Below are 14273 nucleotides of genomic sequence, written 5' to 3'. Positions count from 1 at the left end.
GCTGGGCTTGTCAGCGCCAGTCTGTTATTCGGAACAACCCCGTATTTTAACCGTTTTCAGGCTCGGCAGGCAGGCTCTGATCGCCCAAAGCAGGCATTCGCCATCCATACAGGCGCAGCGCCGCTTCTTCAATCCCGATCCGCTTCAAAGCAGAAAAAAGCTGCACATCGCCGCCTGCGGTTTGCAGTTTTGCAATAGACAAAGCTTTGGAGGCCTCTGTTTTGTTCAACTTATCCGCTTTGGTGAGCAACACCACAAACTCAAGCCCAGCTTCCACGCGCGAGCGAATCACATCCAGCAAGCTCTCATCCAGCTCGGTGAGCCCATGGCGCGAATCGGCCAGCATCACTACGGCTTTGAGTTGTGGTCTCGAAACCAGGTAATTGGCCATCACTTGCTGCCAACGCGCTTTGGAGAGCTTGTCCACCGCCGCATAGCCATAGCCGGGCAAATCGCACAAGATCAGGTCGGTTGTGCCCTGCTTGCCTAGGGAAAACATATTGATGTGCTGCGTGCGCCCCGGCGTTTTTGAGGCGTAGGCGAGCTGGCGCTGTTGGCAAAGCGTGTTGATGCAGGTGGATTTGCCCGCGTTAGAGCGGCCGACGAAGGCCACTTCGGGGTAGTCATGGTCGGGGAGTTGGTGCAGTTGCGCCGAAGTGGTGAGAAAACGCGCGGTATGCAGCCAAGCCAGCGCGGTTTTACCTTCTGAGCTGCTGCCTGCCACTGCTTGCCCAGCCTCGGAAGCAGCGCGTGAGCGCGGCTGACTTCTGCGGTAACTTGGAGGAACAAGCTTGTACTTCGGTGTCAAGCGGGGGCCAGCTAATTTCGTATTTGATGGCTTTTTTGGAGTTTCGGTCATCCGCCATTGTAAAATCTTTGGGTTTACCCGATCACAATTCTGAGTTCATTATGAAATTCATCGCCAGCCTGCTGCTGACAGCCATTGTTTCCGCTTCTGCCCTCGCTGCAGACACCAAGCCTGCGGGCCCAAAAATTGACATCGCCGCTGGCGCTAATAAATACGAAGCCGTGTGCGCTTCTTGCCACGGTGCTGATGGTAATTCTGGCTCGCCAGAGAATCCCAAGCTCGCTGGCCAGCATCCCGAGTTTTTGGTGAAGCAACTCACCGAATTCAAAAACGGCAAGCGTAAAAACGCCATCATGCAAGGCTTCGCAGCCACGCTCTCTGATGAGGACATGCGCAACATCGCTCATTGGGCTGCCAGCCAAAAAGCCAAGCCAGGCTTCGCGAAAGACAAGGCTTTGGTCGCCGCTGGCGAGCGCATTTACAAAGGCGGCATTGCAGACCGCAACATCGCCGCTTGCGCAGGCTGCCACAGCCCCTCAGGCGCTGGCATGCCCTCACAATACCCACGCTTGGCTGGCCAACATGCGGATTACATCGTTTCCTCGCTCAAGGCTTACCGCGACGGTGGCCGTACGAACAATGCTGTGATGACAGGCGTAGCAGCAAAAATGAATGATCGTGAAATCAAGGCGGTGGCGGATTACCTCGCCGGCCTGCGTTGATACACTTGATCTGAACCTTTTGAGCTCAAAAGGCTCATTAAAAGCGGGTTTTCCAACAGGAGACCCGCTTTTTTCATGCCCGTTTGAGACAATACAGGGTTGACCCTTCGCAGTAAAGACAAATCCCCGATGTCAGTTTCCACCCAAGGCCTGCGCCTCAAAACACCCTCTGCTGCCTTGCGCGCAGCAGTCGAGTTGCTATCGAGCATGCGTTTTTCGATTTCGCTGCTCACGGTGATTTGCATTGCCTCCGTGATCGGCACCGTGCTCAAGCAAGGCGAGCCGCTCAACAATTACGTGAATCAATTCGGTCCTTTTTGGTCGGATGTGTTTCGTGCGCTGAATCTCAACACCGTTTACAGCGCTTGGTGGTTCATGCTGATCTTGGCATTTTTGGTGATCTCCACCTCGCTGTGCATCGCGCGCAACACACCAAAAATTTTGGCTGATTTGAAAGTCTTCAAAGAAGGCATGCGTGAGCAAAGCCTCAAAGCCTTTGGCCACAAACACGAAGCTACTCTCACGCAAGACACCGCCACGGCCACAGACCGCATTGCTCGCCAGCTCGCAGGCAGTGGTTGGAAAGTGAAGGTGCAAACTCGCGACAACGGCACGATGATCGCCGCCAAAGCCGGCAGCGCGAATAAGCTCGGCTACATCGCCGCCCACAGCGCCATCGTCTTGGTCTGCATCGGCGGCTTGCTCGATGGCGATTTGTTCATCCGCATGCAGCAATGGTTTGGCGGGAAAACGATCTTCACTGGCGGTGGCATGATTGCTGAAGTGCCCGCAGAGCATCGCCTGCCGCCCACCAACCCCGCCTTTCGCGGCAATATGTTTGTGAGCGAAGGCACGAGCGCATCGACTGCCATCTTGAATCAAAACGGCGGCGTACTATTACAAGATTTGCCCTTCTCCATCGAGCTGAAAAAATTCATCGTGGAGCACTATTCCACTGGCATGCCCAAGCTCTTCGCCAGCGAGATCATCATTCACGACAAAGAAACCGGCGAGAAAAAAGAAGCGCGCGTGGAGGTGAATCATCCGGCGCGGCATCGCGGCATTGAGATTTATCAATCCAGCTTTGACGACGGCGGCTCCAGCGTGAAGCTGCAAGCCGTACCTTTGTCTGCAGGCGGCAAGGCCTTTGATGTGCAGGGCGCGATTGGTGGGCAATCACAACTCACAAAAGGTCAAGACGCTGGTGCAGACAAGATGGTTTTGGAATACACCGGCCTGCGCGTGATCAACGTTGAGAATTTTTCTAAGAATGCAGGTGGCGGATCAGAAGTCGATGTGCGCAAAGTGGATCTGCGCGAATCTATCGACTCGCGCCTAGGCTCGGCCAACAAACTCGGCCAAGACAAAGGCCTGCGCAATGTCGGCCCCAGCATTTCCTACAAGCTGCGCGATGGCGCTGGCCAAGCGACGGAATTCAACAACTACATGCTGCCCGTGATCATGGAGCCGAATGAAAAAGGCGAAGGGCTTGCTGTATATCTCTGGGGCATGCGCACCAATCCGAACGACAGCTTCTCTTACCTGCGCGTGCCTGCCGATGACCAAGGCAGCCCCGATGGTTTCTCGCGCTTAAAGATGGCTCTGGCCGAGCCTGCGATGCGCGAAGCGGCTGTGAAGCGCTATGTGGCCAAGGCGGTTGACCCCGCCAAGCCCGAGATGGCGCAGCAGCTCAGCATCTCCGCTGGCCGTGCTTTGAATTTGTTTGCTGGCGCTGAGAAAATTGGCGATAAAGAAGTGGCCGGCCTGCAAGCCATCGCCGATTTCATGGAAACCGCTGTACCCGCCGCAGAGCGCGAAAAAGCGGGCGAAGTGCTGGTGCGTATTTTGAATGGCGTGCTCTTTGAGCTCGCGCAGCTTACGCGCGAGAAGGCCAATCTCAAGCCACTCGAGCCTGATGAAAAAACACAAGCCTTTATGACGCAGGCCGTGGTAGCCCTCTCCGATTCTTTCTTCTATCCCGCGCCTTTCTCCTTCACTCTAAAAGAATTCAACCAAGTGCAAGCCAGCATCTTCCAGCTCGCTCGTGCGCCGGGCAAATGGGTGGTGTACACAGGTTGCTTATTCCTCATCCTCGGCGTGTTTGCCATGCTCTACGTGCGCGAGCGCCGCGTCTGGGTGTGGATCACGCCGGAAGGCGACGCATCCAAAGCGCAAATGGCGCTCTCCACCAACCGCAAGACGATGGATGGTGATAAGGAGTTTGAAATGTTAAAAACCAAGTTGTTAGGTACAGGGCGTGCCAGTGCTGTGAATGGAGGCGCGAATGAGTGACAAAAGCCGCCAATCTAGGCGCACGGCGACGGCAAGGCTGGAGCCTTGCCTAGACGAGCAACGACGAGTGGCGGCTTTTGCCACTCATTCCCTACGGGTTGCGGCCAAAAAAGCCTCAGGCCGCGTTGCGAAGCCTTGCCGGGGGGCGACCCCGGCTGCATTTCGCGCCTTGCCTGAGACTTTTTTGACTCGCAACGCGCTCTCCATTCACAGCACTGGCACGCCCTTATGAATACCGCAACCATCAATTACAACGAAAGCTACTTAAGCAAACGCAACGCGAGCGATTGGGTCTTCGCCCTGCTCGTGGTGCTCGGTGCGGCCTATGCCTTCATGCGCTATTCGCCCTCGATGGACATTTACGAGAAATGGATTCTCGCGGGCGCAGTGCCGAGCGCAATTTGGATCGGTTGGTTTTGGCGGCCTTTGCGCCCGCTGATGATCACCGTCGCGTTCTTCTCGTTGCTCGCCATTAGCTCGTATCAGCGAGATCTAGGCCGCGCTGAAAACGTGTTTTGGCTGAAATACCTGCTCTCCAGCCAATCGGCGATTTTGTGGATGTGCTTGTTGACTCTGCTCAGCACCTTGTTTTACTGGGTTGGCGTGCTCAAAAAGTCTGACTCAGCCACATGGTCTAGCCTGGGCTCCAAGCTCGCTTGGAGCGCGGTGACGATGGCACTCATCGGCACGATGGTGCGCTGGCATGAGAGCCATTTGCTTGGCCCCGATATTGGCCACATCCCCGTGAGCAATTTGTATGAAGTCTTCGTACTCTTCGTGTGGATGACGACGCTGTTTTATTTGTATTACGAAACGCATTACAAAGATCAGCAGCACATTCGCTCGCTCGGCGCATTCGTTATGCTCGTGATCAGCGCGGCGGTGGGCTTCATCGTTTGGTACAGCTTGGATCGCGGTGCGCATGAAATTCAGCCGCTCGTGCCCGCGCTCAAAAGCTGGTGGATGAAGCTGCATGTGCCCGCTAATTTTGTGGGCTATGGCACTTTCTCCTTGGCCGCGATGGTGGCCTATGCGTATTTGCTCAAGTCCAACGTCGGCGCGCAAAGCAAGCTGCGCCTCGGGGCCTTATGGTTCGGCGGCTTCGTGCTCTTCATGATCTTCCTCGGCCCCGTAGCGCTGCGCGGCAAAACGATCACCACCGATTACGTGTTCTATCCCATTGCAGCAGCGCTTATCTCATTCGCGCTCGTTGGGCTGCGCGATCGCATCAGCGATCGTTTGCCCGAGTTTGAAGTGCTCGATGATGTGATGTACAAATCCATCGCTGTGGGCTTCGCCTTCTTCACCATCGCCACCGTGCTCGGCGCACTCTGGGCGGCAGAAGCTTGGGGCGGCTACTGGAGCTGGGATCCAAAAGAAACCTGGGCTCTGATTGTTTGGCTGAATTACGCCGCTTGGCTGCACATGCGCCTCATGAAGGGCCTTCGCGGCGAAGTCGCTTCTTGGTGGGCACTCGCGGGCTTGGGCGTGACGACTTTTGCCTTCATTGGCGTGAACATGTTCTTAAGCGGTTTGCACAGTTACGGGTCGCTGTAAGAACTTGCCACCGCCGCCCGACTCAAAGTCATCACAAGGAGTGTTTTCATGTTGATTCGCACAAATTCCAATGGCTTTGATCACGGTATCCCCAGTGAGATCACATCGCGCGCAGCATTTGAAGGCCGCCGCGATCTGCTCAAACTCTGGGCAAGCGGCGCAGCGGGCGCGGCATTGGCCAGCTACGCAGCGCGCGATGCACGCGCGATGGGCGGCTTAGCAAAGCTCCCCGGCGGCAAAAGCGCAGTGAGTGGCGCAAACGTCATGGAAAAGCTCACCGATTACAAAGACGCCTCCACCTACAACAACTTCTACGAATTCGGCACAGACAAAGCTGACCCAGCGAAGAACGCGCACACGCTCATCACCAAGCCCTGGACGGTCGAGATCACTGGCGCGGTGAAAAAGCCCGGCAAGATGGGCATCGAAGAGTTGCTCAAAGTCTCCGGCATGGAAGAGCGCATTTATCGCTTCCGCTGCGTCGAAGGCTGGAGCATGGTGATCCCGTGGGTGGGCTATTCGCTAGCCGAGCTCATCAAAAAAGTGGAGCCCCTAGGCAACGCGAAATACGTCGAGTTCATCACGATGGCCGACGCGAAGCAAATGCCCGGCCTGCGCAACGGCTCGCTAGATTTCCCCTACGTCGAAGGCCTGCGCATGGACGAAGCCATGCACCCGCTCACGATGCTCGCATTCGGCATGTATGGCGAAGTGCTCCCCAATCAAAACGGCGCGCCGCTGCGACTCATGTCGCCTTGGAAATACGGCTTCAAAGGCGGCAAAAGCATCGTGCAAATCCGCTTCACAGAAAAAGAACCGCGTACCTCTTGGAACAAAGCCGCGCCACAGGAATACGGTTTCTTCAGCAACGTGAACCCAACGGTTGATCACCCCCGCTGGAGCCAAGCCACCGAGCGCCGCATCGGCGATGAAGGCGGCTTGTTTGCCAAGAAGCGCAAAACGCTGATGTTCAACGGCTACGAGGCGCAGGTGGGGCAGTTGTATGCGGGTATGGATTTGAAGAAGTTTTATTGAGCTACGTGCTTAGAACTAGGTAACGCGAAAAGCGCTAAAAGTATGCGAAAAACGCAAAAAAACTAAAAAATTTTTGCGTTTTTCTTGAATTTATTTCGCGTTTTTCGCGTTACCTAGTTTTTTTTATTCGCAAAAATCTATGATAAATCCGCGCCAAGCCCTTTTAAAACCTGCGGCAAAAGCTATTCTTTTCATAGCATGCCTCCTCCCCTTCGCTTGGCTGATCTACGGCATCATCACCAACCAACTCGGCGCCAACCCCGCTGAATACCTGATCCGCTCCACTGGCGACTGGACGCTACGCTTCCTCTGCATCGTCCTCGCCGTCACGCCCCTGCGCGTCATGAGCAAAACCCCCCAGCTCGCCCGCTTCCGCCGCATGTTCGGCCTCTTCGTCTATTTCTACGCCCTGCTCCACCTCATCTCCTACAGCTGGTTCGACATGGGCTTCGACATCGGCGACATCATCAACGACATCATCAAACGCCCCTTCATCCTCGTCGGCTCAGCGGCAATTCTGCTGCTCACACCACTTGCGCTCACCTCTTTCAACCGAGCCATCAAAGCGCTAGGTGCAAAGCGTTGGCAAATGCTGCATAAGCTGGTCTACGTGATCGCAGGTCTGGGCATCTTGCATTTTTTCTGGATGCGATCTGGGAAGAATGATTACAACGAGGTGTATGTGTACGCCGCTATTCTTGCCGTGTTGCTAGGCTGGCGAGTTTGGAATAAGTTTCGCACCACCCGCTCGCCTGCCAAGTGAACTACGGAAAAATCTTACGGCAGTTCTTTCAGCAACAAACATCTGCCACGATCATCCGCGTTTGCAAAACAATTCGCTTAGCTCACAAAGTTCCAGCTTGGTAAACGGGTCAAAGCAGTTGTTAGAGTTGCGATTTGCCGACGCTAAACTCATTTTTGAGGAGCTTTAGGAACACCGCATTTCTAGATTCTGCGAGTCTATGGATGTCCTCATAGGAATACATTTCTATGCGAATCTTCATGAATTTAGGTTCTGCCGTAGCGTTCTGCTCTACAGAGAAATTCTCGTAGAAGTAATAAGAAGACTCCAGAAACGGAATCTTGTTCGGCGACGACCCGCCATTGTTTGAATTCAGTTCCCTATAGATGTCACTTTTTCTAGCTAGCACAACGCCAGAATACAAAACGTTTTCCGGATTCACATGCCAGTTGAGAACTTTTGTAGGATTTTGATAAAACTGCTTTGCATACCGCTTCACCTGCGCGACCATACTCTCATATTTATCTCCTGCATTGTGAGATGAGGTTGTTGACTTAAGCTCAAGTATCAAAAGCTCTTTCGTCTTTTCCAAATCATCTGCCCAGATGTAAATGTCAGATACTGACGAACCGCTTTTTGTACTTGAGGCTTGAAGAGTCTCTGAAAAGATCGTGTACTTATCGTCCAGAATCCAAAGATTGTGAAGATGGCTTTTTCCATTCGATTCCTTAAGAGAATTACCTCTACGCAGGAACAGATCATGAACATCATTTTCCCGCTCTTTCTTTTCTTCGCCTTCTTCGTTATATAGAAGAACCAGTTCTTTGAGACGCTTTAAAACTCTGCCTCTATGGTGGATGTATATGTGAAGTGAAGAGTTCAATAGCTTTCCTACTTCTTCTGGATCCGCTTCTTCGCTAATCCAATATGTCCTCTCGACCTTACCCTTATCCTCCAAGGCACCGCTCACTATATCTGCGTCTTTCAGAATCCGTCTCGTTTCTGAATTTTTCCGAGCATCAATAAAGACCGAAAGCGATTGGAACTTAGCCTTCGCATTCTCGACATTTTTTTGAGACTCTGCGCGATTAGCAGTGATCTGCAATGAGAACTCAGTATCTAGTGCTTGATTTAAAGCGACTTGAATTTGCTCTAAGTCGGCGTCACTTATCTCAATTTTGTCACCCTTTTGATCAACGTTATCGTCGAAAAACTCCGACGTTAATCTCCAGTCATAGGCAACAGGAAGATCAATTTCATACTCAAGTTTTCCGCCCTCGATTTCAGCTTGGAGATGCCTTGCGAAGCAAGTTACTTGATTCTTGCTCTTTGGTGCCGTTGCCACTGACACCAACCACATTTGAAAATGTGTAGTGTTGGCGGAAGACCCATCAAATTTCACGCTGAATGGAACACGCTTTACATTCTTTTCGATGAATGCTTTATTAATAGTTATTGGCTCCGCGTCTCCTTGAATATTGATTTGGAGTTCTAGGGCTTCATTTTCCATGAAAAAAGGAAAAAACGTCTCTATGAACCATCCAGCCAGCTTATTGACATCAGAGTATTTATTGAAGAATGTATTGGCTCGACCAAGCGACTGTTGCTTTGCAAGTGTGAGTTGGATCGTTGTACCAGTAATTCCCTCATTCACAATTGATGAACCTACGTCACTCAGATCAAACAACGATGGGCTGCGTTCAGGGTAATCAAATTCAATGCGATTTAACTCCCCTGACGAATTAGCGTAAACAGACGAATACTTTGCCATATCGGAAAAGTAAACGATTGCGAGGCGACCTTGTCCCTTTGGGTGAAAATTTAGCTTCTCCTTTTCAGTATTTTTGGAATCTAGGCTTGTGAAATACGCTCTGTTGCGATCATGAAAACCCTCACCGTTGTCCTCAATGCAAATTTCTAAGGCTCCGTGTTGTCTTTTAACAGTGAATCTGACAAGCGGCTTAAAATCTTTTGATGTTTGTAAGGAAGTTTTGATCAGTGCGGCATGGATTGAGTTTGAGACGACCTCTCGAAACAGGTAGCCAAACTTCTCTCTAGAGTTTTTGTACAACTTCTCAGCTCTGAACTCCACATCCGATCGTTGTTCCATGACTTTTGCTTTCTTTTTGACCTTGTTTGTCAGCGTTATTTGTAACAGTTGACGTAGTATACGCAGAGGTGCTCGCTCAAAACTAACGACATACCAATGAACATTATTGTTCGTAGATTAGACGAGTGCAATACAGTAAAGACTTCGCATCCGCCGCGTGATGGGTCTGAAAAAACGAAGACTGTCTCGATCGGGCGCAGCCAGTCATGTAATCATCGCTACAAAAGATCGACAGCTCGTGAAACCGTGCACAGTGCGCCGAAAAGACAGTACTTGGCTTTTTCGGGCACGTCACGTGGCAGGCGAGCGGGTGGTGCAATGTTATTATTTTGATAGCATACTTCGCAATAAAAATGCCGGCGATATGCTGTTTTTTGCTTTAAATCCTCTGCAAGATCTCAAGCGGCGTAGAATCGAAAGAGCTATGGAACTGCTCGATATCGCTATCCCCATACTGCCGAGCCGCTCGGTCAGCGACACGGTTGCGTTCTACAAGCGTCTTGGTTTTGAGGGCGGAGTCCACGCGTGTGACAAAGGCTATGCCATCCTCCACAGAGGCAGCGTTGAGCTTCATTTTTTCACTCATCAAGAGCTCGTGCCTGCGGAGTCTTCAGTGGGCTGCTACATCCGCGTCACCGATGTCGAATCTTTCTATCGCGCTTGCCGGGCAGCTCAATTGCCAAGCTCAGGCATACCTCGCTTGACCGAGCTAGAAAACAAGCCTTGGGGGCTGCGCGAGTTTGCTTTGATTGACGTTGATGGTAATTTGGTACGGATTGGTCAAGTCATCGCGCCTTAGCATCACTGGTCTCGCGACTGCTTTTGCGTAACCATCTTCCTGTGCATGAACTCATATTTCGATAGCACGCCGCGCAATAAATACGCCGGCGATATGCCTCTTTTGCTTCAAATTCCCTGTAAAACGAAGGAACAACGCGCCGACACGTATAGCCGCCGCGTGATGGGTCTGAAAAAACGAAGACTGTCTCGGTCGGGCGCGGCCAGCCATGTAATCATCGCTACAAAAGATCAGCAGCTTGTGAAACCATGCACAACGCGCTGAAAAAGACAGTCCTCGGCTTTTTCGGGCACGTCACGTGGCAGGCGAGCGGGTTGCGTGAAGGCGAAGCAAGCTTGCGGGTAGAGCGAAGAAAAAGCAAATTCACATCTGCGAATTCACCAACCGCCCCGAGACATACTTGTGCAACACGCTAGCAATCAAAGTTTGATAAGGCAAACCTTCCTGCGCGGCTTTGGCTTGCAGGCCTTCTAAATCCATGCTGGATAAGCGGATGTTCACACGTTTGTTTTTGAGCAGGGCTTTGGAGGCGGCTGTGCGGTAGCGGGCGATGTCTGTGGCTTCATCGGAATTGGAAATCCACTCACCGGCCTCGAAGGAATCGAGCAGGGCTTGCTCGTTGGCATCGTCTTGCGTGGTGGTGATTTTTGCTGTGCGGGGGGCGTTAGCTTTCATGGGTTTCTCCGAGGTATTGGCGCGTGGCTTTGCGGCTGGGAATTATGGTTTTCAGGAAAATATGCTGATCGTTTTCTACATACGGCACAAGATAAACATAGGCTTTCATTTTGACGACCCATATCCTTTGATGCCCATAGCGCTCAGGCTGCGGATGCGACACATTGGCCAGCAAACCTTCTCCAGCCACGGCCACCAAAACGTCCTCAAAACACACGCCGCGCTGCGCCATCAGTTGCAGATTCTTTTCCGCGCTCCAAGTGATGGGTTTGTCCGTTTGCATGCCATATTGTAGCCTTTGGCTGCCTTTTGTGCTCAGATTTTCATTTCTGCGCTTTCTTTAAGGCAATGCCTGCATGTTGATCGCAGACAATCACGGCATGCCTACAGTTTCAAAGCTTCTCCACACCGTCCCCGTCAGCCTTGAAGGTCGCTCTTATTCCATTCAGATTGGCTCGGGGCTGCTGCAAGACGCGGCCACTTATGCCAAGCTTCCTAAGGCGAGTAGCGCTTTGATTGTGACGAACAGCACGGTGGCGCCACTCTATGCGGCGCAGCTATTCGAGGCTTTGCAAACGCGCTATCCGAATGTGCAGACGCTTATCCTGCCTGATGGGGAGGAGTTCAAAAGCTGGGAGACTTTAAATAAGATTTTTGATCAGCTGCTGGGCAGCGGGGCGGATCGCAAGACGACGCTGTTTGCCTTGGGCGGCGGGGTGGTGGGCGATATGACGGGGTTTGCGGCGGCTTGCTATATGCGCGGGGTGCCGTTTGTGCAGGTGCCGACCACGCTGCTGGCGCAGGTGGATTCGAGTGTGGGCGGGAAGACGGCGATCAACCATCCGCTGGGCAAGAACATGGTTGGCGCGTTTTATCAGCCGGAGCTGGTGGTGTGTGATTTGGCGGTGCTCAAGACGCTGCCGCCGCGTGAGATGTCTGCGGGTTTGGCCGAGGTCATTAAATACGGGCCGATTTACGACATGGCTTTCTTTGATTGGATTGAGGCGAATATCGATGGGTTGCGCGCGGGCGACGAGGTGCTGCTCGCGCATGCGGTGAAGCGCAGTTGCGAGATCAAGGCGGCTGTGGTGGGCGAGGATGAGAAGGAAGGCGGCATTCGCGCGATTTTGAATTTCGGCCACACCTTCGGCCACGCGATTGAAGCAGGCTTGGGCTACGGCGCGTGGCTGCATGGCGAGGGCGTGGGCTGCGGGATGGTGATGGCAGCTGTGCTCTCGGAAAAGCTGGGGACGGTGGATACGGCTTTTGTGCAGCGGCTCACGCGCTTGATTGAGCGGGCGGGCTTGCCTACGCGAGCGCCTGCGTTGCCTTTGGAAGGCTGCTCCGATGTTGCTTCGCGCTATTTGCAGTTGATGCAGGTGGATAAGAAAGCTGAGGCGGGCGAGATTCGCTTTATCACGATTGATCCGCCTGGGCGGGCTACGCTGCGCACTGCTCCGGAAGGTATGGTGCGCGAGGTGATTGCTACTTGTATGGCATAGTGAATACTATCAATTTAGTAGCACTCTGCGCAGATTCTATGCCGGCGATGTGCTGATTTGGCCTTAGATTTTTGTCAAAAGGGCACCAGGCTTGAAGCTGTAGAGGTTGACCGCGAGGCTTGCGCCGCAGTCATTCTTGCCAAATTTTGCCAAATTCGCTATCATTTCCCCATGAGCACGATGAACATTTCCCTGCCTGATGGCTTGAAGACTTATGTGGACGACCAAGTTTCAGAAGGAAGCTTTGGCACTGCTAGCGAATACGTGCGCGCGCTCATACGCGAAGATCAGGAGCGTAAACAGTTGCGTGGCTTGCTGCTGGCTGGCGCTCGTTCGCCAGCCGTCGGTGAGTTTGACGCAGCTTACTTTGATAGCTTGCGCCAAACGATTTCCAAGATGGCCAACAAAACCGCAACGAAGTGAAACTCAAGCCGATCATCCGGCGCGCATTGGCTGAGCAGGATGTGCTCGAAGCCGCGCGGTATTACCTTGAGCAAGATGCACCGCAGGCTGCCTTTGATTTAGTTGACGAACTCGAAGCGGCGCTCGGCCATATTCAACGCCACCCAGGAACTGGCTCTCCGAGATATGCGCACACCTTGAATCTGCCCGGCTTGCGGTTTTGGAGCTGTACGCGATTCCCGTATTTGGTATTTTATTTTGAGCAAGCAGACAGCATTGATGTGTGGCGAGTGCTGCATGGCAAGCGCGATATTCCTGCGTGGCTGCAAGATGATGAGGGTAGTTTGAATCAGTCGCCATGAAGCACACAACGATTACTATTAATTCAATAGCACTCTGCGCATATTCTATGCCGGCGATATGCTGATTTGGCCTTAAATTTCTCATAATAAATGCGGATATTGCAGCCCTACGCCACCCAGTCTCAGCAGATGCGCAGCCGTCGTTATGCTGAGAAGCCATCAGGCGCTTCTAACGAGCATCGCTCAGACTTTCAGCGCGACCGAGATCGCATCGTTCACTCCACCGCCTTTCGCCGCCTCGTCTATAAAACGCAGGTGTTTTTGAATCATGAAGGCGATTTGTTTCGCACGCGGATGACGCATTCGCTCGAAGTGGCGCAGCTCTCGCGCTCGATGGCGCGGGCACTCGGGCTGGATGAAGATTTGGTGGAAGCCATGGCCTTGGCGCATGATCTTGGCCACACGCCTTTTGGCCATGCTGGGCAAGACGCTTTGAATGCCGCCTTGCGCGAGCTCGCCCCCGGCCACGGCGGCTTTGAGCACAACTTGCAAAGCCTGCGCGTGGTCGATAGCTTGGAAGAGCGCTACCCCGATTTCGATGGCCTCAACCTCACGCTCGCCACACGCGAAGGCATTTTGAAGCACTGCTCGGCGAAAGACGCTGCGCGATTGGAGGCGCTTGAGCCTGGCGGCGTGGCGCATCGCTTTATTGCTAAGCAACAGCCTTCTCTGGAGGCGCAGCTCGTCAATCTCGCCGACGAGATGGCCTACAACGCGCATGATATTGATGACGGTATTCGCTCTGGCTTGATTGACATGGAGGCTTTGCGCGAACTCGCGTTATTCGAGCGCTTTCACGCCCAAGTTTGCGCCGAGTATCCCCAGCTCCAAGGCCGCCGCCTACTGTCTGAGATCATCCGTCGCTTGCTGTCTTCGCAAATCTTCGATGTGATCGACCAAACGAGAAAACGAATTTCAGAGCACGGCATTGCATCAGAAACAGACGTCCGCCAAGCCCCGCCTCTTGTGAGCTTCTCCCCCAATCTCGCCAAAGAAGTGCAGCAAGTCAAAAGCTGGCTCTTCAAACACCTCTATCGCCACGCTCAAGTCATCGCCAAGATGGACGAAGCGCAAGGCATGGTGCGTGAACTCTTCTCGGCCTACCTGCAAAATCCGACCTTTATGCCAAAAGCCTACGCGCAGCAAGATGATCTCCCTAGAGCAATTTCAGACTACATCGCCGGCATGACGGATCGATTCGCAGAATTAAGCTGCCGCAAGCTGAAGGCGTGAAATGTGCGTAGCTTGAAGTCCATTCCTGCCTATA

At 53.0% G+C, this 14273-nt stretch carries 14 protein-coding genes; 10 read left to right on the top strand and 4 right to left on the bottom strand.

The features are described from left to right. Nucleotides 1–46 precede the first annotated feature (46 nt). Nucleotides 47–691, bottom strand: a complete 645-nt coding sequence (yihA, locus tag KIH26_RS12325; RefSeq protein ID WP_249661264.1) for a ribosome biogenesis GTP-binding protein YihA/YsxC — start codon at nucleotides 689–691, stop codon at nucleotides 47–49. A gap of 218 nt (nucleotides 692–909) precedes the next feature. On the opposite strand from yihA, the gene KIH26_RS12320 reads away from it, so the two are divergent. The 5 genes from KIH26_RS12320 to msrQ all read left to right on the top strand — a co-directional run bounded on the left by KIH26_RS12320 (nucleotide 910) and on the right by msrQ (nucleotide 7177). Next, on the top strand, nucleotides 910–1530 hold the full coding sequence (locus KIH26_RS12320) for a c-type cytochrome (protein WP_213445622.1): 621 nt from the start codon (nucleotides 910–912) through the stop codon (nucleotides 1528–1530). A gap of 129 nt (nucleotides 1531–1659) precedes the next feature. Then, nucleotides 1660–3822, top strand: a complete 2163-nt coding sequence (locus KIH26_RS12315; RefSeq protein ID WP_213445619.1) for a cytochrome c biogenesis protein ResB — start codon at nucleotides 1660–1662, stop codon at nucleotides 3820–3822. 228 nt (nucleotides 3823–4050) lie between these two features. Continuing rightward, nucleotides 4051–5379 carry a c-type cytochrome biogenesis protein CcsB gene (gene ccsB / locus KIH26_RS12310; protein ID WP_213445617.1) on the top strand — a complete coding sequence of 443 codons (1329 nt, stop codon included), beginning with the start codon at nucleotides 4051–4053 and terminating at the stop codon, nucleotides 5377–5379. Between the two features lie 48 nt (nucleotides 5380–5427). Next, nucleotides 5428–6414 carry a protein-methionine-sulfoxide reductase catalytic subunit MsrP gene (msrP, locus tag KIH26_RS12305; RefSeq protein WP_213445615.1) on the top strand — a complete coding sequence of 329 codons (987 nt, stop codon included), beginning with the start codon at nucleotides 5428–5430 and terminating at the stop codon, nucleotides 6412–6414. Between the two features lie 139 nt (nucleotides 6415–6553). Continuing rightward, complete coding sequence (msrQ, locus tag KIH26_RS12300) at nucleotides 6554–7177, top strand: protein-methionine-sulfoxide reductase heme-binding subunit MsrQ (protein WP_213445613.1); 624 nt, start codon at nucleotides 6554–6556, stop codon at nucleotides 7175–7177. A 121-nt stretch (nucleotides 7178–7298) separates the two neighbouring features. On the opposite strand, the gene KIH26_RS12295 is transcribed toward msrQ, so the two are convergent. Then, nucleotides 7299–9266, bottom strand: coding sequence for an ATP-binding protein (locus KIH26_RS12295; RefSeq protein WP_213445611.1), 1968 nt, complete (start codon nucleotides 9264–9266; stop codon nucleotides 7299–7301). Nucleotides 9267–9690: 424 nt separating this feature from the next. Between KIH26_RS12295 and KIH26_RS12290 the strand changes: the two genes are divergently transcribed. Beyond that, the gene (locus KIH26_RS12290) at nucleotides 9691–10065 is read left to right on the top strand and encodes a bleomycin resistance protein (RefSeq protein WP_213445609.1); all 375 of its coding nucleotides are present in this window, start codon (nucleotides 9691–9693) and stop codon (nucleotides 10063–10065) included. A 363-nt stretch (nucleotides 10066–10428) separates the two neighbouring features. Here KIH26_RS12290 and KIH26_RS12285 read toward each other — a convergent pair whose 3' ends face one another. Continuing rightward, nucleotides 10429–10740 (bottom strand): hypothetical protein, encoded by a 312-nt coding sequence (locus KIH26_RS12285; RefSeq protein WP_213445608.1) that lies wholly within the window; start codon nucleotides 10738–10740, stop codon nucleotides 10429–10431. Next, nucleotides 10730–11023: a hypothetical protein gene (locus tag KIH26_RS12280; protein ID WP_213445606.1), complete on the bottom strand. Its 294-nt coding sequence runs from the start codon at nucleotides 11021–11023 to the stop codon at nucleotides 10730–10732. The genes KIH26_RS12285 and KIH26_RS12280 overlap by 11 nt, the downstream gene beginning before the upstream one ends. 97 nt (nucleotides 11024–11120) lie before the next feature. Here KIH26_RS12280 and aroB point away from each other — a divergent pair, with 97 nt between their 5' ends. The 4 genes from aroB (at nucleotide 11121) to KIH26_RS12260 (ending at nucleotide 14239) form a co-directional block, all read left to right on the top strand. Next, the gene (gene aroB, locus KIH26_RS12275; protein WP_249661262.1) at nucleotides 11121–12242 is read left to right on the top strand and encodes a 3-dehydroquinate synthase; all 1122 of its coding nucleotides are present in this window, start codon (nucleotides 11121–11123) and stop codon (nucleotides 12240–12242) included. Between the two features lie 171 nt (nucleotides 12243–12413). Further along, nucleotides 12414–12665: a type II toxin-antitoxin system ParD family antitoxin gene (locus KIH26_RS12270; RefSeq protein ID WP_213445603.1), complete on the top strand. Its 252-nt coding sequence runs from the start codon at nucleotides 12414–12416 to the stop codon at nucleotides 12663–12665. After that, nucleotides 12662–13006: a type II toxin-antitoxin system RelE/ParE family toxin gene (locus KIH26_RS12265; RefSeq protein WP_213445601.1), complete on the top strand. Its 345-nt coding sequence runs from the start codon at nucleotides 12662–12664 to the stop codon at nucleotides 13004–13006. Before KIH26_RS12270 ends, KIH26_RS12265 begins: the two co-directional genes overlap by 4 nt. Before the next feature lie 90 nt (nucleotides 13007–13096). After that, a complete protein-coding gene (locus KIH26_RS12260; protein WP_213445600.1) occupies nucleotides 13097–14239 on the top strand; it encodes a deoxyguanosinetriphosphate triphosphohydrolase in 1143 nt (380 codons plus the stop codon). Nucleotides 14240–14273: the final 34 nt, after the last annotated feature.

The sequence above is a fragment of the Variovorax sp. PCZ-1 genome (genome assembly GCF_018413605.1).
Lineage (GTDB): Bacteria > Pseudomonadota > Gammaproteobacteria > Burkholderiales > Burkholderiaceae_C > JANMDU01.
The sequence above is the reverse complement of the archived record's forward strand: the minus strand, read 5'-3'. Positions and strand labels throughout refer to the sequence as shown.